Below are 20,958 nucleotides of genomic sequence, written 5' to 3'. Positions count from 1 at the left end.
TGTTACGTAAATGCCGGGCTCGCTGCCTAGCAAGGTCTACCTAACCTCCAGCGCCCCCGCGGATCGGGTCAGTCGAGCAGTCCGCGGTCGCGGGCCACCGCCACCGCCTCGCCGCGCCCGGTGACCCCGAGCTTGGCGATGATGTTGGAGACGTGGACGCTCGCGGTCTTGGCGCTGATGAACAGCTGGGTGCCGATCTGGCGGTTGCTGCGGCCCAGCGCGACCAGCGCGAGGATCTCCGCCTCCCGCGCGGTCAAGGACTCGCCCTGCCGGGAGGCCGCCTTCGAGGTGGCCCGCGCTCCCCCGCCCTGCCGGATCTCGGCCCGGAGCGGGTCGGCCCCGAGTCGCTGGGCGACCTCGAGTGCGGCGGTGAGCTCCTCGGACCCGCGCGGGTCGCCGACCGACTTGAGGAAGGCGCCGAGCCGCGCCCTCGACCGGGCCGTCTCGTAGGGGTGCCCGTAGGCCTCGAACGCGTCGACCGCGGCCTGCCAGGCGGCGACGAGCCGAGCCGGGTCCACGTCGGCCCCGCCGAGCCACTGCAGGCGCAGCGACTCCGCGGCGGCGCGGGCGAGCCAGGCCGTCGACTCGGGGCCGTCGTTGCCCGGCCGCGCGGTGGCGCGGTCCCAGACCTGGGTGGCCGACTCGGCCAGCTCGACTCCCCGGGCCAGCAGGGCCGGCCGCTCGGAGCTCGGCACCCGCTGGATGTGGCTGCCGAGCTGACCGAGCAGGAGCGCGTCGAGCCGCAGCTGACCCTGGAACAACGGGTACCAGACCCGGTTCAGCACCTCGACGACCTCGTCGTGGACGGCGATGGCCTGGTCGAGGTCGTCGGCGTGGCCGTGCAGGTCGATGGCGGCGCTGCCGGTGAGCAGCGGGACGAGTCCTTCGCTCTCCCACCAGGGGCGGGACACCTCGTAGCCGGACACGGCCGAGTAGTCGCCCTGGGCGGCTGCGATGTACATCCGGGCCCCGAGCAGGAGCGAGCGGGCCGGCTCGGGCGGCACCTCGTGGGACACGTCGAGGATGTCGAGCGCCTCGGGCCAGCGACCCCGCTCGTAGGCGGCGATGCCGGCCAGCAGCCGGCCGTCGAACGCGTAGGGCGCCCACGGGCGTCCGGCTCCCCTGGCTCGCTCGACCCCGCGTCGGTAGACGTCGACGGCCTCGTCGAGCCGTCCCGCGCGGTGGTGCAGCCACCCGAGGTGGTGGTAGGCCCGGACCTCGGCCGGGTCACCCGGTGCCCTGGAGTCGGCGATGATCCGCTCGAGGCGGCGGCGCGAGGTCTCGGGATCGCCGGCGCGCTCGAGGATGCGGGCCTCGACGACGCGCACCTCGTCGGCCACGTCGCGCAGCCCGGCGGCCAGGGCCGCCTCGACGGACTCCTCCACCGCGGCGAGGGCCTCGCCGTCGCGACCCCGGTCGGCCAGCGCCTGGACCTTGGCGGCGAGCAGCCGGGCCCGGGTCTGCGGGTTGTCGAGGTCGACGGTGTCGAGCAGTCCGAGCCCCTCCTTGGTGGCGGCCAGGGTGTCGAGGGTGCTCTCGGTGATGCGGGCGGTGGTGGCCAGCGCTGCCAGCAGCTCGGCCCGACCGGCCGGGTCGGAGCCGGGCGTGCGACGCGCGAGCCGGTCCTCGAGCAGCTCGAGCGCCTTGAGCGTCTGGCCGACGGCAGTGGCCGCAGCGGCGGCCCGCAGGGTGACGGCGTCGACGTCGGCGTCGGTCTCGGACATCAGGGCCAGGGCGTTCTTGAAGTGGCGGAAGCCCTCCTCCGGACCGGCCATCCGCATCGCGGACTCGCCGGCCTGGACGCTGGCCTCGCGGGCCTGCTCGCGGAGCCCGGCTGCCGTGGCGTGTCGGGCCAGCTCGGCCCAGGTGCCGAGCGTGCGGTCGTCGGCCAGCGCCGCGGCATACCGCTCGTGCGCCCTGACCCGCTCTCCCGGCAGGAGGTCGTCGTAGACCGTCTCGCCGAGCAGCGCGTGGCGGAAGGCGTAGCCACCGCTGTCGGTGGGCACGAGGACGTGGTGCTCGACGGCGTCGCGCAGCCCGGCGTCGAGCTCGGCCTCGCCGAGCCCGGCGACCGCGGCCAGCAGCCGGTGGGAGACATGGCGCCCCGCCGCGGAGGCCACCCTGACCACGTGCTGCCCGGCGGTGTCGAGCTGGTCGAAGCGCACCAGGAGCAGCCGCGAGAGGTCTTCGGCCAGCCCGGAGCCGCCCAGGGCCGTCGCGGCGACGAGCTCCTCGGCGAAGAACGCGTTGCCCTCGGCCCGGGCGACCACCTCGCGCACCTGGGTCTCGGGCAGGGGCTGGGACTGCAGGCCGCGGACCAGCTCGCGCACGGCACGGTCGGGCAGGGGCGGCAGGTCGAGGCGCTCGACGTTACCGAGCCGGGCCCAGTGGGCCAGCGTGGTGCGGAGCGGGTGGCGCCGGTGGAGGTCGTCACTGCGGTAGGAGGCGACGATGCTGACGCGGCGCGAGAAGCCGCGGGTGAAGAGCAGGGTGAGCAGGTCACGGGAGGACTGGTCGGCCCAGTGCACGTCCTCGACCACGAGCAGGAGCGGTGCGTCGCTGGCGAGGTCGTCGAGGGCCGCGTGGACCGCCTCGACGAGGTCACCGCGGTCGACCACCTCGTCGGCGGGGTCGTCGGGGTTCGGCTCGTGCCGGCGCGACGGGACCAGCCGGGTGAGTCCGGGGTGGGCCGACAGGACCCGGTCGAGCAGGTCGGGCGAGGTGTTCTCGAGCCGGCCGAGGACCTCGATGAACGGGAGGTAGGGCAGCGCCTGACCGGCCTCGCCCAGGCAGTGCCCGGTCAGGACCGCCCAGCCGGCCTCGCGGGCTCGTCCGGCGACCTCGGCCAGGATGCGGGTCTTGCCGATGCCGGCGTCTCCGGACAGCAGCACCAGGCCGGTGCCGTCGGGGTCGGAGATGCCCAGCAGCCGGGCGAGCTGGGCCGCCTCGTCGTCACGTCCGACGAACAACCCGGCTGCCGAACGCTCGAAACCCACGGCACCGATTATGTCGGAGTCGTCCGACACGGTGTCGTGGGTTTCGGTGTGGAGCGCGGTCGCCATCGGGGTGTGGAGCGCGGTCGCCATCGGGGTGTGGAGCGCGGTCGCCATCGCGGCGGCCGGCTCAGGCGACGCGAGCCGCGGGCTGACGGGCGGCGTGCCGGCCGGGTCCGTGCGGGTGGCGTACCCGCTGGATCGCGGCGCGGATTGCGTGACCGTGGTGCCGGCCCGACGAGGCGTGGGCCAGTCCGGCCGAGAGGTTCTCGGTGCGCCACTGGACCTCGGCGGCGACGAACAGCGGGTCTGCGTTGATGCTCATGGTGTGCTCCTTCTGGTGGTCTCTCGTGATGTCTCAAACCTGATGCCCTGAGGTGGGCGCCCACATGGGGCGAGTGCCTTATCTCTGTCCGGCCGCCCTCCAGGGGGCCTTAGACGGGACGCGGCGTGTGCCGGGTCAGCGCTCCCAGCGGCCGGGGCAGGTGCCAGTCGGTGCGGGGACGACGGGCCCGGCGACGCCGGCTGGACCGCTGTGCGGCGAGGTTCGCGCCGGAGAGGCTCTCCTGCTTCCACTGCTGCTCGGCGAGGACGACGTAGGGGTGTGCGGTGAGGCTCATTGCTCTGCTCCTTCGGGTGGTACTGGTCGGGTCGTGCGGATGACTCCACAGTTCGCTCCTGAGGTACCCCCCGGCATGGGGAAGTCGCCCATGACTGCCGCGCGGTCGGGGCGTCTGAGGCCCCCGGGCCCGCGACCGGTGCACGGGGCGCCGCGACCTACACTCAGTGCGTGCCACCCGCCGTCCACGTCTCCGGTCTCGCCAAGCGCTACGGCGGTGTGGTGGCCCTCGACGGCGCCACCTGGCAGGCCTCAGCCGGAGCCGTCACGGCCGTGCTCGGACCCAACGGCGCCGGCAAGACGACGATGGTCGAGTGCTGCGAGGGCCTGCGACGCCCCGACGGTGGCCAGGTGCGCGTCCTCGGCACCGACCCCTGGAACGCGTCACCCGAGCACCGGGCCAGGGTCGGCGTGATGCTCCAGGACGGTGGCCTGCCCGCGTCCGCGCGGCCCCTCCGGCTGCTGCGCCACCTGAGCGCGATGTATGCCGCCCCCGCGCCGCTCGACCCGATCGTCCAGCGGCTCGGGATCGACCGGTTCGCCGACACGACGGTGCGTCGGCTGTCCGGGGGGCAGCGGCAGCGGGTGGCGCTCGCGGCCGCGTTGGTCGGTCGCCCCGAGGTGGCCTTCCTCGACGAGCCCAGTGCCGGCCTCGACCCCCACGCCCGGCTCGACGTCTGGGAGCTGGTGCGGTCGCTGGCGGACGACGGGGTCGCGGTCGTGCTGACCACGCACTCCTTCGAGGAGGCCGAGCGGCTGGCCGACCACATCGTCGTCGTCGCGGGTGGGGCGGTCGTCGCCGAGGGGTCGCTCGCCGACGTCACCGAGGGCGACCGGCTCGAGGACCGCTACTTCGCGCTCACCGGCAGGTCGGTCGCATGACGACCGTCGACCCCGCCGTGACCTCGACCGGCCCCGCGTCTGCCGCCGCGCGGGTGCTGGCCCAGGCCCGCTTCGAGGCGACGACCCTGCTGCGCAACGGCGAGCAGCTCCTGGTCGCCGTCCTCCTCCCCGCCGCGGTGCTGGTGGCCCTGGTGCACGCTGAGTCGATCTCGCTGGGCGACGGGCGCCGGGTCGACCTCGCCGTGCCGGGGGTCCTCGCCCTGTGCGTCATCTCCTCGGCCTTCACCGGCCAGGCCATCTCGACCGGCTTCGACCGCCGCTACGGCGTCCTGCGACTGCTCGGCGTCACGCCGCTGGGGCGCACCGGGCTGGTGCTCGCCAAGGCGGTGGCGGTGCTGGCCGTGATCGCCGTGCAGGTCGCGCTGATCGGCGCCCTCGGGGGGACGCTCGGCTGGGAGCCGATGCTGCGCGGCATACCGGCTGCGGTCGTCGCCCTCGCCCTCGGGACGTGGGCGTTCACGGCCCTGGCCCTGCTGCTCGGCGGCACCCTGCGCGCCGAGGGCGTGCTCGCCGTCGCCAACCTGGTCTGGGTCGCCCTGCTGGGCCTGGGTGGGGTCGTCGTCGCCGGCACCGAGCTGCCCGACGGGTTCGCGGCGGTGCTCAGGGTGCTGCCGTCGGCGGCGCTCGGTGACAGCCTGCGCGCGGCCCTGGTCGACGGCCAGGCCGCGCCCGGGGCGTGGCTCGTCCTGACCGGCTGGGCACTGGTGGCCACGCTCGCGGCCCGCCGGTTCTTCCGCTGGAGCGACTGACCCGGCTCGCGGGCACTGGCCCAGCAGGCGCTGGCCGCGACAGCGAGGCCGGTCACGAGCCAGCCGGGGCGAGCCGTCAGGGCAGCCACCGCGAACAACGCCGCGTAGCCGACCGCGACCCCCGCCCGCCACGTGTTCGTCACCATGGGTCCAGTCAGCCAGCGAGCCGGCCCGCGCACCATGAGGGGACTCCCCCAACCGCGTCAGGGTCCACCCTGAGCCGTACCCTCGTGCCGTGACCGCAGCACCCGTCCCGACGTCAGCCCCGGCCGTCGCAGAGCCCACCACCGGCGCCGCCTGGCTCCTGAGGATCCTGCTGGCGAACCTCGTCGTCGAGGTGCTCATCGTCGTCACCGGCGGCCTCGTCAGGCTGACCGGCAGCGGACTCGGGTGCCCCAGCTGGCCGGAGTGCGTGCCCGGCTCCTACACGCCGGTCCCCCACCAGGCCGAGGGCTGGCACCGCTACATCGAGTTCGGCAACCGCACCCTCACCAGCGTGGTGAGCATCGCCGCGATCGCGACCGTGTATGCCGTGTGGCGCTGGGCCGCCGGTCGTCGCGACCTGCTCGTCCCCGCCGTCGGCGTGCTCGTCGGGGTGGGCGTCCAGGCCGTCCTCGGGGGCATCACGGTCCGCACGGGGCTCAACCCGGTCACCGTCGCCGCGCATTTCCTGGTGTCGATGTGCCTCGTCTCGACCGCGGCCTACCTCGTCTTCCGGGCGCAGGAGCCGGTCGGTCCACGGCGGCTCGTGGTGCACCCCCTGGTCGAACGGCTCGGCTGGGCCACCTGCGCGGTGGCGGCCGTCGTGCTGCTGCTCGGCACCGTCGTGACCGGCTCCGGACCGCACTCGGGCGACGCCGACGAGCCGGCCCGGTTCGGCTTCGACCCGCGCACCATCTCGTGGCTGCACGCCGACGCGGTGATGTTGTTCGTCGGCCTCGTGGTCGCCGTCTGGGTCGCCAGCCGGATCACCACCGAGGCCACCCTGCCCGGCCGGGCCTGGGCGGCCGTGTTCGTGGTGACCCTCGCGCAGGGCGTCGTGGGCTACACCCAGTACGTCACCGGGCTGCCGTGGGTGGTCGTGCTGGTGCACATGTTCCTCGCGACCCTCCTCGTCGTGGCACTGACCCGCGCCATGCTGCGCCTCCGCTCCGCCAGCTGAGGCTCGCCTGCCGCCCGGGGAAACCGGCCAACTGCCCGCTTTCACGCGGCATACCTCGCCCTCAGGCCGGGAAACCGGCCAACTGCCCGTTTCCGCATCACCAATTCCACAAGGACTCTTGTGCAATTGTGGTTGTGCAACTAGTCTTGTGGGTATGAAGCCTGCAGACAGACCCGGAATCAGGACGGTCACCGACGCCAAGGCCCTGTCGGCCATGGCGAACCCGTTCCGCTCGCGGATGATGGACGCCCTGAAGGTCGACGGTCCGTCGACCGCCTCGGCCCTGGCCACCCGCACCGGCCAGGCGGTGGGAAGTGCGAGCCACCACCTCAAGGTGCTGCACGAGGCCGGCCTGGTCGAGGAGGCGCCCGAGCTCGCCAAGGACCGCCGTGAGCGGTGGTGGCGCCTGGTCGACGCCGGCACCAGGTGGTCGCGTGCCGACTTCGCCGACGACACGGCCGCGGTGACGGCCGCGTATGCCGCGGAGGCCCTGGGGCTGCAGCGGCAGTTCGAGCGCACCCAGGAGTGGAACGCGAACGCGTCGTCCGCACCCGAGTGGGACGCCGCCGCGTTCGCCACCCAGAACTGGATGCGGCTGTCGCCGGACGAGCTCACCGACGTGGCGAACGAGATCGTCGACGTGCTCCTGCGCTGGTCGAGCCGACCGGTGCCCGACGACGGCGTCGAACGCGAGTCCGTGTACGTCTTCGCGCGAGGGTTCCCGGCCCAGCCATGACGACCCACACCGCACCGGTTGCCCCGCCTCCCCCACTGGCCCGCAACCGGAACTTCGCCCTGCTCTGGTTCGGCGAGGGCGTCAGCGTCCTCGGCAACGCCACCACGTCGGTGCTGCTCCCGCTGCTCGCCGTCGTCGGCTTCGACGCCGGCGCCGGGTGGATGGGCGCCCTCACGGCCGCGGCCTGGGTGCCGTGGCTGCTCATCGGGCTGCCGGCCGGCGCCTGGGTCGACCGCCTCCCCGCCCGCAGGGTCATGATCGCCAGCGACCTCGTCGCCGCGCTCACCCTCGCCAGCGTGCCGGTTGCGTGGCTGCTCGACGTCCTCACGCTCCCCCACCTCGCCGTCGCCGCGTTCTGCAACGGCGTGTGCACCGTGTTCTTCCGCGCGGCCTACCCCGCCCTCGTGCGTCAGGTGGCGCCGCGCGAGCAGCAGGAGCAGGCGTTCGCGCGGCTGTTCGGCACCGAGTCGGCCATGCAGGTGGCCGGCCCGGGCGTCGGGGGCCTGCTCGCCCAGGCGATCTCCACCGCCGGAGGGCTGCTCGTCGACGCGGTCAGCTTCCTCGTGTCGGCGGTCTGCCTGTGGCGGCTCAAGCTCCCGGCTGCCGATCCGCACCCGACGGACGGCGGCGAGGTCGCCTCACTGGGCCAGCGCATCCGTGAGGGCATCGACTACATCCGCCACGACCGCATCCTGCGCTTCTTCACGGTGATGGGCGGCCTGAGCAACTTCGGACTCACCGGGTACGCCGCCCTCCTCGTCCTGTTCCTCGTCCGCGAGGTGCACCTGGGCTCCGGAGCGGTCGGGCTGGTGATGGCCGTCGGCTCGCTCGGCGGTGTCATCGGGGCGACCATCGCGACCCGCGTCTCGCGCCGGCTCGGCTCGGCGCGCGCCCTGCTGGCCCTCCAGGTCCTGGCCGGCCCGCCGGCCCTGTTGGTGCCACTCGGCGCACCGGGCGCCGGCCTGGTCGCCATGGTGGCCGGCATGCTCCTCGTCGGCACCGGCGTCGTCGCCGGCAACGTCGTGCGCGGCGCCTGGCGCAACCGCTACGTCCCCGAGCACATGGTGGCCAGGCAGGTCACCACGGTCCAGGTCATCAACTACGGGACCATGCCGCTGGCCGGCCTCGTGGCCGGCGCGATGGGCAGCACCCTCGGGCTGCGACCCACCATCGCGGTGATGGCGGCGATCCACGTGGTCGCGTGCCTGTCCATGTACTGGAGCCCGCTGCGTGGACTGCGGGAGATGCCGGTGGGTGCCGACGCCGGGGTCAGCGCGAGATGACGGGCAGGTGGACCAGCGGGTCGATCGCGACGCCCAGGAACAGGATCCCGACGTAGGTGATCGAGAAGTGGAACAGCCGCATCGGCCTGAGCACCTTGGGTGCGGCACCGTTCTTCGCAGCCCGGTGGAGGCGGTGCGCCTCGGCGAGGAACAGCACGCCGGTGACGACGGCGGTGCCCAGGTAGATCCAGCCCATCGGGTTGACCCAGACCAGTGCCAGCGACACGACGACCATCGCCCACGAGTAGGCCACGATCTGCCGGGCGACGACGACGAACTCCTCGACGACCGGCAGCATCGGCACGTGGGCCGCGGCGTAGTCGTCCTTGAACTTCATCGACAGCGGCCAGTAGTGCGGGGGCGTCCAGAAGAAGATGACGAGGAAGAGCATCACCGCCGACCACGACAGGGAGTTCGCGACCGCGGACCAGCCGATGAGGACCGGCATGCACCCGGCCGCGCCACCCCAGACGATGTTCTGCGCGGTGCGGCGCTTGAGGATCATCGTGTAGCCCACGGCGTACATGACGATCGCACCCAGCGAGAGGGCCGCCGAGAGCCAGTTGGTGAACACCGCGAACCACACCGTCGAGGCGACGGTGAGGACGACCCCGAACACGAGGCCCTCGCGCGGGGTGATCTCGCCGGTGACCATCGGCCGGTTGCTCGTGCGGTGCATCTCCGCGTCGATGTCACGGTCGTAGACACAGTTGAACGTGTTGGCCGCGCCGGCGCTCAACGCGCCGCCGACCAGAGTCGCGACGATCAGCCAGAGCGAAGGAATCCCCTTGTGCGCCAAGAACATCACCGGGATCGTCGTCACGAGCAGCAGCTCGATGATCCGCGGCTTGGTGAGCGCGAGGTATGCCGCGGCCTTGCTTCGGCTCCCGGCAGACGGGGACGCGGAGATCCGGGCAGACGGATCGAGTGCGGTCACGGCGTCCTTCACGGGTGGTGCAGGGGCGGGCGGGCTTGGAGCAGCGGCCAGTCTATCCCCGCCCGTCACCTGTCTGGTGGACGGGACTGGATGCGACGCGGGTCACCCTCGGGACTAGTCTCGGATCGTTGCCGTGCGACGCCTGTTCAGCTCAGTGTGAGGAGACCCATCCGTGCCCACCTCGACCCGCTCCGCCAAGTCAACGCCAGCGCGGAAACGCAGCAGCTCGCTGCGGCCGCCGGTGGCGCGCAAGGCCGGCTGGACCGACCTGGACGTCCGTGCCGTGGACACCGTCCGGGTGCTCGCCGCCGACGCCGTGCAGAAGGTCGGCAACGGCCACCCCGGCACGGCCATGAGCCTGGCTCCCGCGGCATACCTGCTCTACCAGAACGTGATGCGCCACGACCCGTCCGACTCCCACTGGCTGGGGCGCGACCGGTTCGTGCTGTCCTGCGGCCACTCCAGCCTCACCCAGTACATCCAGCTCTACCTGTCGGGCTACGGCCTCGAGCTCGACGACCTCAAGGCGCTGCGCACGTGGGGATCGCTCACCCCGGGCCACCCCGAGGTCCACCACACCAACGGTGTCGAGATCACCACGGGTCCGCTCGGCTCCGGCCTGGCCTCCGCGGTCGGCATGGCGATGGCCCAGCGGCGCCAGCGCGGTCTCTTCGACCCCGACGCGAAGCCGGGTACCAGCCCCTTCGACCACCACGTCTGGGTGCTCGCATCGGACGGCGACATCATGGAGGGCGTCTCGCACGAGGCCTCCGCCCTGGCCGGTCACCAGGAGCTCGGCAACCTCACCGTCATCTACGACCAGAACACCATCTCGATCGAGGACAAGACCGAGATCTCGTTCTCCGAGGACGTGGGCAAGCGCTACGAGGCCTACGGCTGGAACGTCGTCACGATCGACTGGCGCGGCGACGGCACGAGCGGTGGCTACGTCGAGAACGTCGACCAGCTGCTGGCCGCGCTCGAGAAGAGCCGCACCTCGCGCAAGCCCACCTTCGTCGTGCTCCGCACCATCATCGCGTGGCCGGCCCCCACCAAGCAGGACACCGGCAAGTCGCACGGCTCGGCCCTCGGTGACGCCGAGATCGCCGCGACCAAGGAGCTCCTCGGCTTCGACCCGAAGAAGTCCTTCGAGGTCCCGCGGCCGCTGCTGAGCCACACCCGCAAGGTCGTGGCGCGCGGCAAGGCGGCCCACAAGTCGTGGGACAAGACGTATGCCGCGTGGCGCCGGGCCCAGCCCGAGCGCGCCGCCCTGCTCGACCGCCTCCTCGCCGGCAAGCTGCCCGACGGCCTCGACAAGGCCGTCCCGACCTTCGCGGCCGATGCCAAGGGCATCGCGACCCGTGCGGCCTCGGGCAAGGTCCTCGGCGCCCTCGCCGACATCGCCCCGGAGCTGTGGGGCGGCTCGGCCGACCTCGCCGAGTCCAACAACACCACCATGGAGGGCCAGCCCTCCTTCATCCCGAAGTCCAAGCAGACCCGTGAGTGGTCGGGCGGCCCCTACGGCCGCACCCTCCACTTCGGCATCCGCGAGTTCGGGATGGGCCTGATCCTCAACGGCATCGCCCTCGAAGGACTGACCCGTCCCTACGGTGGCACGTTCCTCGTGTTCTCCGACTACATGCGTCCCGCCGTGCGCCTCGCCGCCATCCAGCAGGCACCGGTGACCTTCGTGTGGACGCACGACTCCATCGGGCTCGGCGAGGACGGGCCCACCCACCAGCCGATCGAGCACCTCGCCGCGCTCCGGGCGATCCCGTCGTTCGACGTGGTGCGACCGGCCGACGCCAACGAGACCGGCGCGGCCTGGCTGGCCATCCTGCGCAACCGCCGTCCGGCAGGTCTGGCCCTCAGCCGCCAGAACCTGCCCATCGTCGACCGCTCCGGCGCCGACGGGGCGGGCAAGGTCAGCGGGGTCGCCAAGGGCGCCTACGTCCTCTACGACTCCAGCAAGGCGACCCCCGACGTGATCCTCGTGGCCACCGGCTCCGAGGTGCAGCTCGCCGTCGCGGCCCGCGAGACGCTCGAGAAGTCGGGTGTCGCGACCCGGGTCGTCTCGATGCCGTGCCGCGAGTGGTTCGAGGAGCAGACCCCGGCCTACCGCGAGAAGGTCCTGCCGGCGGCCGTCAAGGCCCGCGTCTCGGTCGAGGCCGGGGTGCCCCAGGGCTGGCGCGACATCGTCGGCGACGCCGGCGAGATCATCGCGATCGACCACTTCGGCGCGTCGGCCGACGCCGCCACGCTCTTCCGCGAGTTCGGTTTCACCGCAGCGGCCGTCGTGGCCGCGGCCAAGAAGTCCCTCAAGACCGTCAAGGGAAAGTGAACTGCCATGACTGACAATGCAGCCCTCAAGGCACTCGCCGACAACGGCGTCTCCGTCTGGCTGGACGACCTGTCGCGTGAGCGCATCGAGACCGGCAACCTGCAGGAGCTCATCGACACCAAGGGTGTCGTGGGCGTGACCACCAACCCGTCGATCTTCCAGGCCGCGCTGGCGAAGGGCGAGCGCTACGACGCCGACCTGCGCAGGTTCGCCGCCGACGGCAAGAGCGTCGACGAGACGGTCTTCGGCCTCACGACCGAGGACGTCCGCAACGCGTGCGACATCCTCAAGCCGGTGTTCGACGCCACCAACGGCGTCGACGGCCGCGTCTCCATCGAGGTCGACCCCCGGCTCGCCCACGAGACCGGCAAGACGGTCGAGCAGGCCAAGGAGCTCGCCGCCGCCGTCGACCGCGACAACGTCCTCATCAAGATCCCGGCCACCGTCGAGGGGCTCCCCGCCATCTCGCAGGTGCTGGCCGAGGGCATCAGCGTCAACGTCACGCTGATCTTCTCCCTCGACCGCTACCGCGGCGTGATGAACGCGTTCCTCACCGGTCTGGAGCAGGCTCGGGAGAAGGGCGAGGACCTGTCCAAGATCCACTCGGTCGCGTCGTTCTTCGTCTCGCGCGTCGACACCGAGATCGACAAGCGGCTCGACGCCATCGGCACCGACGAGGCGAAGGCCCTCAAGGGCAAGGCAGCCGTGGCCAACGCCCGGCTGGCCTACCAGGCCTACGAGGAGGTCTTCGCGACCCCGCGCTGGAAGAACCTCGAGGACGACGGCGCCAACGCACAGCGTCCGCTGTGGGCCTCGACCGGCGTCAAGGACCCGAACTACTCCGACACGCTCTACGTCACCGAGCTGGTCGCCCCGAACACCGTCAACACGATGCCGGAGAAGACGCTCGACGCCGTCGCCGACCACGGCGAGGTCACCGGTGACACCATCGCCGGCACCTACGAGGAGGCCGGTGGCGTGCTCGACGCGCTCGAGGGCCTCGGCATCTCGTACGCCGACGTCACGGCGCTGCTCGAGCGCGAGGGCGTCGAGAAGTTCGAGGCCGCCTGGGGCGAGCTCCTCGACGAGGCGCAGCACGACCTCGACCTGGCCCGCGCCGACGTGGCCGAGGCTGGCGACAAGTGAGCTCTCTCGGCGTGGTGGCATCCGGCGCGGCAGCCGATGCCATCGCCACCAAGGTGCCCGACCTCGTCGAGTCGCAGTTCGCCAGCAAGCTCTTCGCCCAGGACGCCACGCTGTGGGGTCCGGACGCCGAGTCCGAGTCGGCCATCCGGCTGTCCTGGGTCAACCTGCCGCGCTCGTCGCGACCGCTCCTCGGGGAGATCGCGGCGCTGCGCGAGCAGCTCAAGGATGAGGGCGTCGACCGGGTCGTGCTCTGCGGCATGGGTGGCTCGTCACTGGCGCCGGAGGTCATCTGCGGCACCGCTGGGGTCGACCTGGTCGTGCTCGACTCCTCGCAGCCCGACATGGTGCGCGCTGCCATCACCGACCTCGACCGCACCGTGGTCGTCGTCTCGAGCAAGTCCGGCTCCACGGTGGAGACCGACTCACAGCGGCGCGCCTTCCAGGCCGCCTTCTCCGAGGCCGGCATCGACCCCACGGCCAGGATCGTCATCGTCACCGACCCGGGCAGCCCGCTCGACGAGGAGTCCCGCGCAGGCGGCTACCGCGTCATCAACGCCGACCCGAACGTCGGCGGTCGCTACTCGGCCCTGACCGCCTTCGGGCTGGTGCCCTCGGGTCTGGCCGGCGCCGACATCGAGGCGCTGCTCGACGACGCCGAGGCCGTGGCCGACGTGCTGAGCGCCGACGACGACGGCAACCCGGGTCTGCGCCTCGGCGCGGCCATGGCGGGCACCGACCCGCTGCGGGACAAGTTCGTCATCGTCGACGACGGGTCCGGCATCGTCGGGTTCGCCGACTGGGCCGAGCAGCTCATCGCCGAGAGCACCGGCAAGCAGGGCACCGGCGTCCTGCCGGTGGTCGTCGGCGGCGACTCCGACCCCGAGGTCCGGTGGCCGGCCGCCGACGTCACCGTCGCCCGGCTCGTTGGCGACTCCGACGACGACGTCGACCTCGACGCCCTCGGCTCCGGCCCCGACGGCCAGGCCGACGGCAGCCGCTCCGAGGTGGCCGTCAGTGGCACCCTCGGCGCCCAGCTGCTCCTCTGGGAGGTGGCCACCGCCGCGGCGGGTCGCCTCCTCGACATCAACCCGTTCGACCAGCCTGACGTCGAGAGCGCCAAGAAGGCCGCTCGGGCGTTGCTGGACAAGGGAATCGGCGATTCCGAGGCACCCGCCGCCACGGACGGGGCGGTCGAGATCCGCTCCCTGGGTGGCGACTGGCTCGGCGACGCCTGCACCGTCTCGGACGCGCTGGCCGCCCTGTTCGCCCAGCTCGACCCAGCGCGTGGCTACGTGTCCGTGATGGCCTACCTCGACCGGATCACCGACGCGGCCCTGGCCGACGTGCGGCCCGGGCTGGCGCGGCATACCGAACGACCCACCACCTTCGGCTGGGGGCCGCGGTTCCTGCACTCGACCGGTCAGTTCCACAAGGGTGGCCCGGCCACCGGCGTCTACCTGCAGATCACGACGGCGCCCCACGAGGACCTCGCGATCCCCGGTCGCGAGTTCACCTTCGGTGACTTCATCGCCTCGCAGGCCGCGGGTGACGCGCAGGTGCTGGCCGAGCACCAGCGTCCGGTGCTGCAGCTGCACCTGGCCGACCACGACGCCGGGCTGGCGCAGGTCACCCGGGCGCTGACCGACCTGTCCCCCACGGAAGGCGACGCATGAGTCCGACGCGGGTGACGCAGGACAGCAACCCACTTCGCGACCCTCGCGACAAGCGGCTCCCCCGGATCGCCGGCCCCTGCGGCCTGGTCCTGTTCGGGGTCACCGGCGACCTCGCGCGCAAGAAGCTGATGCCTGCGATCTACGACCTGGCCAACCGTGGGCTCCTCCCACCGGGCTTCTCACTGGTGGGTTTCGCCCGCCGCGACTGGGCCGACCAGGACTTCGGCAAGATCGTCTACGACGCGGTCAAGCAGTACGCCCGCACGCCGTTCCGGGAGAGCGTCTGGCGCAACCTGGCGGAGGGCTTCCGGTTCGTGCCGGGCACGTTCGACGACCCGACGTCCTTCGACCTGCTCGCCGAGACGGTCAAGAACCTCGAGACCGAGCGCGGTACCGGCGGCAACCTCGCCTTCTACCTGTCGATCCCGCCGTCCTCCTTCTCGGTGGTCTGCGAGCAGCTCGAGCGCTCCGGGCTGAGCAAGCCCGACGACAACGCGTGGCGCCGGGTCGTCATCGAGAAGCCGTTCGGGCACGACCTCAAGAGCGCCCGCGAGCTCAACGACATCGTCGAGGGGGTCTTCCCGGCCGACGCCGTCTTCCGCATCGACCACTACCTCGGCAAGGAGACCGTCCAGAACCTGTTGGCCCTGCGCTTCGCCAACCAGATGTTCGAGCCGGTCTGGAACGCCAACTACGTCGACCACGTGCAGATCACCATGGCCGAGGACATCGGCATCGGCGGGCGCGCCGGCTACTACGACGGCATCGGGGCGGCTCGCGACGTCATCCAGAACCACCTGCTCCAGCTCCTCGCCCTCACCGCGATGGAGGAGCCGGTCTCGTTCGCGGCCGAGCACCTGCGCGCCGAGAAGGAGAAGGTGCTCTCGGCGGTCCGGCACCCCAAGGACCTTGGCAAGTCCACGGCCCGCGGGCAGTACGCCGCCGGCTGGCAGGGCGGCGAGCAGGTCGGCGGATACCTCGACGAGGACGGCGTGGCCAAGGGCTCGCGCACCGAGACGTATGCCGCGATGAAGCTCGAGATCGACTCGCGCCGCTGGGCCGGCGTCCCCTTCTACCTGCGCACCGGCAAGCGTCTGGGCAAGCGGGTCACCGAGATCGCCGTGGTCTTCAAGAAGGCGCCCCACCTGCCGTTCAACGACACCGCCACCGAGGAGCTCGGACAGAACGCCATCGTCATCCGGGTACAGCCCGACGAGGGCATCACCATGCGGTTCGGAGCCAAGGTGCCGGGTGCCCAGATGGAGGTGCGCGACGTGACGATGGACTTCGGCTACGGCCGGGCGTTCACCGAGTCGAGCCCCGAGGCCTACGAGCGGCTCATCCTCGACGTGCTGCTGGGTGACCCGCCGCTGTTCCCGCGGCACGAGGAGGTCGAGCTCTCCTGGGAGATCCTCGACCCGGTCGAGGACTACTGGTCCAAGTCGCGTGCCAAGCTAGAGCCCTATGTCGCCGGCGGCTGGGGACCGGCCGGGGCCGACGAGATGATGCGCCGTGACGGCCGCGTCTGGAGGATGCCATGAGCACCCCACGAAGTTCTGCGCTCCTTCGTCGCTCCGATACTGATCGGGGACCCCGGTGATCGTCGACCTGCCCAGCACCTCGACCGTGGCGATCAGCAAGAAGCTGGTCGCGCTCCGCCAGGACACCGGGGCGATGGCCCTCGGCCGGGTCCTCACCCTGCTGATCGTCGTCGACGAGCAGGACGCGGAGGAGGCGATCCAGGCGGCCAACGACGCGAGCCGTCAGCACCCCTGCCGCATCATCGCCGTCGTCATCGGCAACAAGCGCGGCCAGTCGCGGATCGACGCGCAGATCCGGGTCGGCGGCGACGCCGGAGCCAGCGAGGTGGTCGTGCTGCGGCTCTACGGCGCGCTGACCGACCACGGGCGCAGCGTCGTCATCCCGCTCCTCCTGCCCGACTCCCCCGTCGTCGCGTGGTGGCCCACCGACGCCCCGGTGCACGTCGCTCAGGACCCGATCGGCTCGATGGCCCAGCGGCGGATCACCGATGCCGCCGAGTCCAAGAGCCCGCGGGCCACGCTCAAGTCGCGCGCCGAGGCCTACACCCGTGGTGACACGGACCTGGCCTGGACGCGGGTCACCCTGTGGCGAGGGCTGCTCGCCGCCGCCCTCGACCAGCCGCCCTTCGAGCCGGTCATCGAGGCGACCGTCACGGGCGGCTCGGACTCCCCGTCCACCGACCTGCTGGCAGCCTGGCTCGCCCTGACCCTGCGGTGCCCGGTGCGCCGCGCCCGGTCCCGCACCGGGACCGGCATGGTCAGCGTGCGGCTGGAACGCCGCAGCGGTGCCATCGACCTGGTCCGCCCGGACGGCTCGATCGCGACGCTCAGCCAGCCCGGACAGCCGGTCCGCCGGATCTCCCTGGCCCGCCGTGCGACGGCCGAGTGCCTGGCCGACGAGCTGCGCCGGCTCGACCCCGACGAGATCTACGAGGAGACCATCCGCAGCGGGCTGGCGAAGGTGGGCACCAAGACGGTGACCGCCAGCGAGGCCGTCCGCGAGGGCGAGGCCCCGTCGGTCAAGGAGGCCGAGCGCGCCTCCCGCCGGCTCGCCCGGAGCGCGTCGAAGGCCAGCAGTGCCGAGATGGTGCAGGTGCCGGCACCGACACCGAAGGCCGACACCGCGGTCGTCAAGAAGGCCGCGGCCCGCAAGCTGGCCAAGACCAAGGCCACGGGCACCACGGCGAAGGCCAAGGCGGCCACGAAGCGGGCGCCGAAGGGTGGCAAGGCATGAGCGCCGCCCCGGTCGTCGTGGTGCACCCCGACAAGCAGTCCGTGGCTGACGGCGGCGCCGCCCGGCTGGTGACGGCTCTGCTCGACCTGCAGGCCGCGGGACGGGCACCGCACGTGTCGCTGACGGGTGGCTCGCTCGGCTCGGCGATCATCGCCTCGATCCTCGAGGTGCCGGCCCACACCGCCGTCGACTGGTCGAAGGTCTCGCTGTGGTGGGGCGACGAGCGCTACCTCCCGGCCGGCGACGCCGACCGCAACGACACCCAGAACGACGCCGCCGGGCTCGACCGCCTGGGGCTCGACCAGGCCAACGTGCACCGGGTCGCCGGCCCCGACACCAGCGCCTCGGCAGAGGACAGCGCCGAGCTCTACTCGGCGGCGGTCCGTGCCAGCGGCGGGGGCGAGTTCGACATCATGATCCTGGGCGTCGGTCCCGACGGCCACGTCGCGTCACTCTTCCCGGGACACCCGGCGCAGCTGACGACCGACGCGATCGCCGTGGCCGTGCACGACTCCCCCAAGCCTCCGCCGGACCGCGTGTCACTCACCTTCGAGTGCCTCAGCCGCTCCGACCGGGTCTGGTTCCTGGTCGCCGGCGCGGACAAGGCCGAAGCCGTCCGCAACGGTGTGGAGGGCGCCGGGCCGGAGCTGTCCAGCGCGGCGCAGGTCCGCGGCATCCGCGAGACGATCTGGCTCGTCGACGCGGACTCCGCGACCGACCTGACGAGCTGACCCAACGCACGGCGCACGTGTTGCCGCGCGGGGCTTCGTGTCGTGCCGGGTTGTGGCTGCCGCTACTGGATGAGCTTGCGCTCGCGCAGGGTGGCCAGGGCCTCGTCGAGGATGGCCTTGCCGTCGGCGTCGGAGCGACGCTCCTTCACGTAGGCCAGGTGGGTCTTGTAGGGCTCCACCTTCGGCGGGGCCGGCGGGTTGGCCTCGTCCTGCCCGGCGGGGAACCCGCAGCGGGGGCAGTCCCAGGTCTCGGGGACGGCCAGACCGGGCTCCTCGGCGAACGAGGGGCGCGTCTGGTGGCCGTTGGCGCACCAGTACGAGATGAACACCCGGGGGGCCGCCTCACCGCGCTCGGCCTCGCCCATCGGGCCTGCGCCGACTCGGCTACCTCGGATTGCGTTGCCACCTGCCATGTGCGAATGGTCCTTATCTGGTCAGGGAAGTGAGGGTTGGGTGCGGTCGTCGTGCTGGGTGCGTCAGCTGGAGAACCGGTCGATCAGACCGATCCCCACGATGCACGCGAACCAGATGATGCCCACCGCGACGGTGAACCGGTCGAGGTTGCGCTCTGCGACCGACGACGAGCCCAGCGAGGTGGACATGCCGCCACCGAACATGTCGGACAGGCCGCCGCCCTTGCCCTTGTGGAGCAGGACCAGCAGCGTCAGGAACAGACCACCGATGACCAGCAGGACCTGCAGGCCAATGCGTACGGCTTCCACGGAGCACCCATCTCGAGTCGACGTCAGTTGTCGCTGCGAAAAACGCAGCAGGGGTCAGGATACCTGTTCGATGCTCAGGAGGTCGCCAGGTGGTCCCGGTAGCGGCAGATCGAGGCGAACTCCGCCGGGTCGATCGACGCGCCACCGACGAGGGCGCCGTCGACGTCCTCCTGCGCCATGATCGCCGCCACGTTGCCGGCCTTGACCGACCCGCCGTAGAGCACCCGCACGCCGTCGGCCAGGTCACCGGAGTAGAGCTCGGCCAGCTTGGTGCGGATGGCGGCGCAGACCTCCTGGGCGTCCTGCGGGGTGGCGACCTCGCCGGTGCCGATGGCCCAGACCGGCTCGTACGCGATGACGATCGTGGCGGCCTGTGCGGCGGTGACGTCGACCAGCCCGGCCTCGAGCTGCGTGAGCACGTGGTCGAGGTGGGTGCCGGCCTGGCGCACCTCCAGGTGCTCTCCCACGCAGAAGATCGGGGTCAGGCCGTGCCGGAACGCCGCCTTCACTTTGGAGTTCACGACCGCATCGGTCTCCTGGTGGTATTCGCGCCGCTCGCTGTGGCCGGCCAGCACGTAGGTGCAGCCGAGCTTGGCGAGGAAGGCACCCGAGATCTCACCGGTGTAGGCGCCGCTGTCGTGGGCCGAAAGGTCCTGGGCGCCGTGCCGCAGGTCGAGCCGGTCGCCGTCGATGAGGGTCTGCACCGAGCGCAGGTCGGTGAACGGCGGCAGCACCGCCACCTCGACCGCGCCGAAGTCGTGGCGTCCGTCGCGCAGGGTCCAGTCGAGCTTCTGGACCAGGTGGGTGGCCTGCAGGTGGTCGAGGTTCATCTTCCAGTTGCCCGCCATGAGGGGCGTGCGGCCGGAGGTCTTGGCTGCCATCAGGTGTCGTCCTTGGGGGTATGCCGGTGGGCCGGGCAGTGCGCCCGGCCCACCGAACGGGAGTTGGTCGAGTCGGTTGTCGCCAGTGGTTTCAGGCGCTCGGCTCGTCGAGCACGGTCAGGCCCGGGAGCTGCTTGCCCTCGAGGTACTCCAGGCTCGCGCCGCCACCGGTGGAGATGTGACCGAACTGGTCGTCGGCGAACCCCAGCTGGCGGACCGCTGCCGCGGAGTCGCCGCCACCGATCACGGTGAGCGCCCCCTTCTCGGTGACCTCCACCAGGGCCTCGGCGACGGCAGCCGTGCCCGCGGCATACGGGGCCATCTCGAACGCCCCCATCGGGCCGTTCCAGAACACGGTCTTGCAGTCCTTGAGCTTCTCGGCGAACAGCACGCCGGACTCGGGACCGATGTCGAGCCCCATCCGGTCGGCCGGGATCGCGCCAGCCGGCACGACCTCGTGGTCCGCGTCGGCCGAGAACGCCGTGGCCGCGACGATGTCGACGGGCAGGACGATCTCGACGCCCCGCTCCTCGGCCTGGGCGAGGTAGCCCTTGACCTGCTCGACCTGGTCGGCCTCGAGCAGGCTCGAGCCCACCTCGTAGTCCTTGGCGGCGAGGAAGGTGAAGACCATGCCGCCGCCGATCAGCAGGCGGTCGGCGGTCTGGAGCAGGTTGTCGATCACGCCGAGCTTGTCGGAGACCTTCGCACCGCCGAGCACCACGGCGTACGGGCGCTCGGGGTCCTCGGTGAGGCGCTTGAGCACGCCGACCTCGGTCTCGACCAGCCCGCCGACGGCGGACGGCAGCAGCCTGGCGACGTCGTAGACGCTGGCCTGCTTGCGGTGCACCACCCCGAACCCGTCGGTCACGAACACGTCCGCCAGACCGGCGAGCTGGGCGGCGAACTCGGCCCGCTCCTCGTCGGTCTTGGCCGTCTCTCCCGGGTTGAACCGCAGGTTCTCGAGCAGCACGACGTCGCCGTCCTGCGCCGCCTCCACCGCGGCCCGGGCGCTCTCCCCCACCGTGTCGGTGGCGAAGGTGACGTCCCGGCCCAGCAGCTCGCCCAGCCGGGCCGCGACCGGGGCCAACGAGTACTTGTCCTCGGGTGCACCCTTGGGGCGACCGAGGTGGGCGCACACGACGACGCGCGCCCCCGCCTCGGACAGCGCCGCGATGGTGGGCGCGGACGCGCGGATCCGCCCGTCATCGGTGATCGTGCTCCCGTCGAGGGGCACGTTGAGGTCGGACCGGACGAGGACGCGCTTGCCACGCAGGTCGCCCAGCTCGGAGATGGTCTGCATCAGGAGT

At 72.0% G+C, this 20,958-nt stretch carries 19 protein-coding genes; 11 read left to right on the top strand and 8 right to left on the bottom strand.

Annotated features, from left to right (window positions below; translation table 11 throughout):
* Positions 1–68: 68 nt before the first annotated feature.
* From ASG95_RS10475 to ASG95_RS10465, 3 genes are all read right to left on the bottom strand, one after another.
* A complete protein-coding gene (locus ASG95_RS10475) occupies positions 69–3,110 on the bottom strand; it encodes an AAA family ATPase (protein WP_082592488.1) in 3,042 nt (1,013 codons plus the stop codon).
* Positions 3,111–3,123: 13 nt separating this feature from the next.
* Positions 3,124–3,318, bottom strand: a complete 195-nt coding sequence (locus tag ASG95_RS10470) for a hypothetical protein (protein ID WP_057377421.1) — start codon at positions 3,316–3,318, stop codon at positions 3,124–3,126.
* Between the two features lie 109 nt (positions 3,319–3,427).
* Positions 3,428–3,613: a hypothetical protein gene (locus tag ASG95_RS10465; RefSeq protein ID WP_056921092.1), complete on the bottom strand. Its 186-nt coding sequence runs from the start codon at positions 3,611–3,613 to the stop codon at positions 3,428–3,430.
* Between the two features lie 170 nt (positions 3,614–3,783).
* Here ASG95_RS10465 and ASG95_RS10460 point away from each other — a divergent pair, with 170 nt between their 5' ends.
* From ASG95_RS10460 to ASG95_RS10440, 5 genes are all read left to right on the top strand, one after another.
* On the top strand, positions 3,784–4,494 hold the full coding sequence (locus tag ASG95_RS10460) for an ABC transporter ATP-binding protein (RefSeq protein WP_057377420.1): 711 nt from the start codon (positions 3,784–3,786) through the stop codon (positions 4,492–4,494).
* Entirely contained in the window at positions 4,491–5,264 is a 774-nt protein-coding gene (locus ASG95_RS10455; protein WP_057377419.1) for an ABC transporter permease, read from the top strand. Before ASG95_RS10460 ends, ASG95_RS10455 begins: the two co-directional genes overlap by 4 nt.
* Positions 5,265–5,499: 235 nt before the next feature.
* Positions 5,500–6,426: a heme A synthase gene (locus ASG95_RS10450; RefSeq protein WP_082592487.1), complete on the top strand. Its 927-nt coding sequence runs from the start codon at positions 5,500–5,502 to the stop codon at positions 6,424–6,426.
* Positions 6,427–6,580: 154 nt separating this feature from the next.
* Positions 6,581–7,162: a helix-turn-helix transcriptional regulator gene (locus tag ASG95_RS10445; RefSeq protein ID WP_057377418.1), complete on the top strand. Its 582-nt coding sequence runs from the start codon at positions 6,581–6,583 to the stop codon at positions 7,160–7,162.
* The gene (locus ASG95_RS10440; protein WP_057377417.1) at positions 7,159–8,445 is read left to right on the top strand and encodes an MFS transporter; all 1,287 of its coding nucleotides are present in this window, start codon (positions 7,159–7,161) and stop codon (positions 8,443–8,445) included. The genes ASG95_RS10445 and ASG95_RS10440 overlap by 4 nt, the downstream gene beginning before the upstream one ends.
* On the opposite strand, the gene ASG95_RS10435 is transcribed toward ASG95_RS10440, so the two are convergent.
* A complete protein-coding gene (locus ASG95_RS10435) occupies positions 8,432–9,382 on the bottom strand; it encodes a heme o synthase (RefSeq protein ID WP_057377416.1) in 951 nt (316 codons plus the stop codon). The two genes, ASG95_RS10440 and ASG95_RS10435, sit on opposite strands and share 14 nt — an antisense overlap.
* A 172-nt stretch (positions 9,383–9,554) precedes the next feature.
* Here ASG95_RS10435 and tkt point away from each other — a divergent pair, with 172 nt between their 5' ends.
* Genes tkt through pgl form a run of 6 tightly spaced genes read left to right on the top strand, consistent with a single transcriptional unit; the run spans position 9,555 to position 18,048 of the window.
* Complete coding sequence (tkt, locus tag ASG95_RS10430) at positions 9,555–11,723, top strand: transketolase (RefSeq protein WP_082592486.1); 2,169 nt, start codon at positions 9,555–9,557, stop codon at positions 11,721–11,723.
* Between the two features lie 6 nt (positions 11,724–11,729).
* A complete protein-coding gene (gene tal / locus ASG95_RS10425; protein WP_057377415.1) occupies positions 11,730–12,869 on the top strand; it encodes a transaldolase in 1,140 nt (379 codons plus the stop codon).
* On the top strand, positions 12,866–14,542 hold the full coding sequence (locus tag ASG95_RS10420; protein WP_057377414.1) for a glucose-6-phosphate isomerase: 1,677 nt from the start codon (positions 12,866–12,868) through the stop codon (positions 14,540–14,542). Before tal ends, ASG95_RS10420 begins: the two co-directional genes overlap by 4 nt.
* Positions 14,539–16,083: a glucose-6-phosphate dehydrogenase gene (gene zwf, locus ASG95_RS10415; protein ID WP_056921101.1), complete on the top strand. Its 1,545-nt coding sequence runs from the start codon at positions 14,539–14,541 to the stop codon at positions 16,081–16,083. The genes ASG95_RS10420 and zwf overlap by 4 nt, the downstream gene beginning before the upstream one ends.
* Before the next feature lie 55 nt (positions 16,084–16,138).
* Positions 16,139–17,317 (top strand): glucose-6-phosphate dehydrogenase assembly protein OpcA, encoded by a 1,179-nt coding sequence (gene opcA / locus ASG95_RS10410; RefSeq protein ID WP_056921102.1) that lies wholly within the window; start codon positions 16,139–16,141, stop codon positions 17,315–17,317.
* Positions 17,314–18,048 (top strand): 6-phosphogluconolactonase, encoded by a 735-nt coding sequence (gene pgl, locus ASG95_RS10405; RefSeq protein WP_057377413.1) that lies wholly within the window; start codon positions 17,314–17,316, stop codon positions 18,046–18,048. Before opcA ends, pgl begins: the two co-directional genes overlap by 4 nt.
* A 62-nt stretch (positions 18,049–18,110) precedes the next feature.
* Here pgl and ASG95_RS10400 read toward each other — a convergent pair whose 3' ends face one another.
* The 4 genes from ASG95_RS10400 to pgk form a co-directional block, all read right to left on the bottom strand.
* Positions 18,111–18,461: an RNA polymerase-binding protein RbpA gene (locus ASG95_RS10400; RefSeq protein WP_082592485.1), complete on the bottom strand. Its 351-nt coding sequence runs from the start codon at positions 18,459–18,461 to the stop codon at positions 18,111–18,113.
* Positions 18,462–18,524: 63 nt separating this feature from the next.
* Positions 18,525–18,770 carry a preprotein translocase subunit SecG gene (secG, locus tag ASG95_RS10395; protein WP_056921105.1) on the bottom strand — a complete coding sequence of 82 codons (246 nt, stop codon included), beginning with the start codon at positions 18,768–18,770 and terminating at the stop codon, positions 18,525–18,527.
* 74 nt (positions 18,771–18,844) lie between these two features.
* On the bottom strand, positions 18,845–19,651 hold the full coding sequence (tpiA, locus tag ASG95_RS10390) for a triose-phosphate isomerase (RefSeq protein WP_057377412.1): 807 nt from the start codon (positions 19,649–19,651) through the stop codon (positions 18,845–18,847).
* Between the two features lie 91 nt (positions 19,652–19,742).
* Positions 19,743–20,951: a phosphoglycerate kinase gene (gene pgk, locus ASG95_RS10385; protein ID WP_057377411.1), complete on the bottom strand. Its 1,209-nt coding sequence runs from the start codon at positions 20,949–20,951 to the stop codon at positions 19,743–19,745.
* Between the last annotated feature and the right edge of the window lie 7 nt (positions 20,952–20,958).

The sequence above is a fragment of the Phycicoccus sp. Soil803 genome (genome assembly GCF_001429685.1).
Taxonomy (GTDB): Bacteria; Actinomycetota; Actinomycetes; order Actinomycetales; family Dermatophilaceae; genus Pedococcus.
The sequence above is the reverse complement of the archived record's forward strand: the minus strand, read 5'-3'. Positions and strand labels throughout refer to the sequence as shown.

What these genes read in the sequence shown, in the direction of transcription:
- ASG95_RS10475 (WP_082592488.1), bottom strand. Translation starts at nt 3,110, where the DNA reads ATGGCGACCGCGCTCCACACCCCGATGGCGACCGCGCTCCACACCCCG.
- ASG95_RS10470 (WP_057377421.1), bottom strand. Translation starts at nt 3,318, where the DNA reads ATGAGCATCAACGCAGACCCGCTGTTCGTCGCCGCCGAGGTCCAGTGG.
- ASG95_RS10465 (WP_056921092.1), bottom strand. Translation starts at nt 3,613, where the DNA reads ATGAGCCTCACCGCACACCCCTACGTCGTCCTCGCCGAGCAGCAGTGG.
- ASG95_RS10455 (WP_057377419.1), top strand. Translation starts at nt 4,491, where the DNA reads ATGACGACCGTCGACCCCGCCGTGACCTCGACCGGCCCCGCGTCTGCC.
- ASG95_RS10445 (WP_057377418.1), top strand. Translation starts at nt 6,581, where the DNA reads ATGAAGCCTGCAGACAGACCCGGAATCAGGACGGTCACCGACGCCAAG.
- ASG95_RS10440 (WP_057377417.1), top strand. Translation starts at nt 7,159, where the DNA reads ATGACGACCCACACCGCACCGGTTGCCCCGCCTCCCCCACTGGCCCGC.
- tal (WP_057377415.1), top strand. Translation starts at nt 11,730, where the DNA reads ATGACTGACAATGCAGCCCTCAAGGCACTCGCCGACAACGGCGTCTCC.
- zwf (WP_056921101.1), top strand. Translation starts at nt 14,539, where the DNA reads ATGAGTCCGACGCGGGTGACGCAGGACAGCAACCCACTTCGCGACCCT.
- pgl (WP_057377413.1), top strand. Translation starts at nt 17,314, where the DNA reads ATGAGCGCCGCCCCGGTCGTCGTGGTGCACCCCGACAAGCAGTCCGTG.
- ASG95_RS10400 (WP_082592485.1), bottom strand. Translation starts at nt 18,461, where the DNA reads ATGGCAGGTGGCAACGCAATCCGAGGTAGCCGAGTCGGCGCAGGCCCG.
- tpiA (WP_057377412.1), bottom strand. Translation starts at nt 19,651, where the DNA reads ATGGCAGCCAAGACCTCCGGCCGCACGCCCCTCATGGCGGGCAACTGG.
- pgk (WP_057377411.1), bottom strand. Translation starts at nt 20,951, where the DNA reads ATGCAGACCATCTCCGAGCTGGGCGACCTGCGTGGCAAGCGCGTCCTC.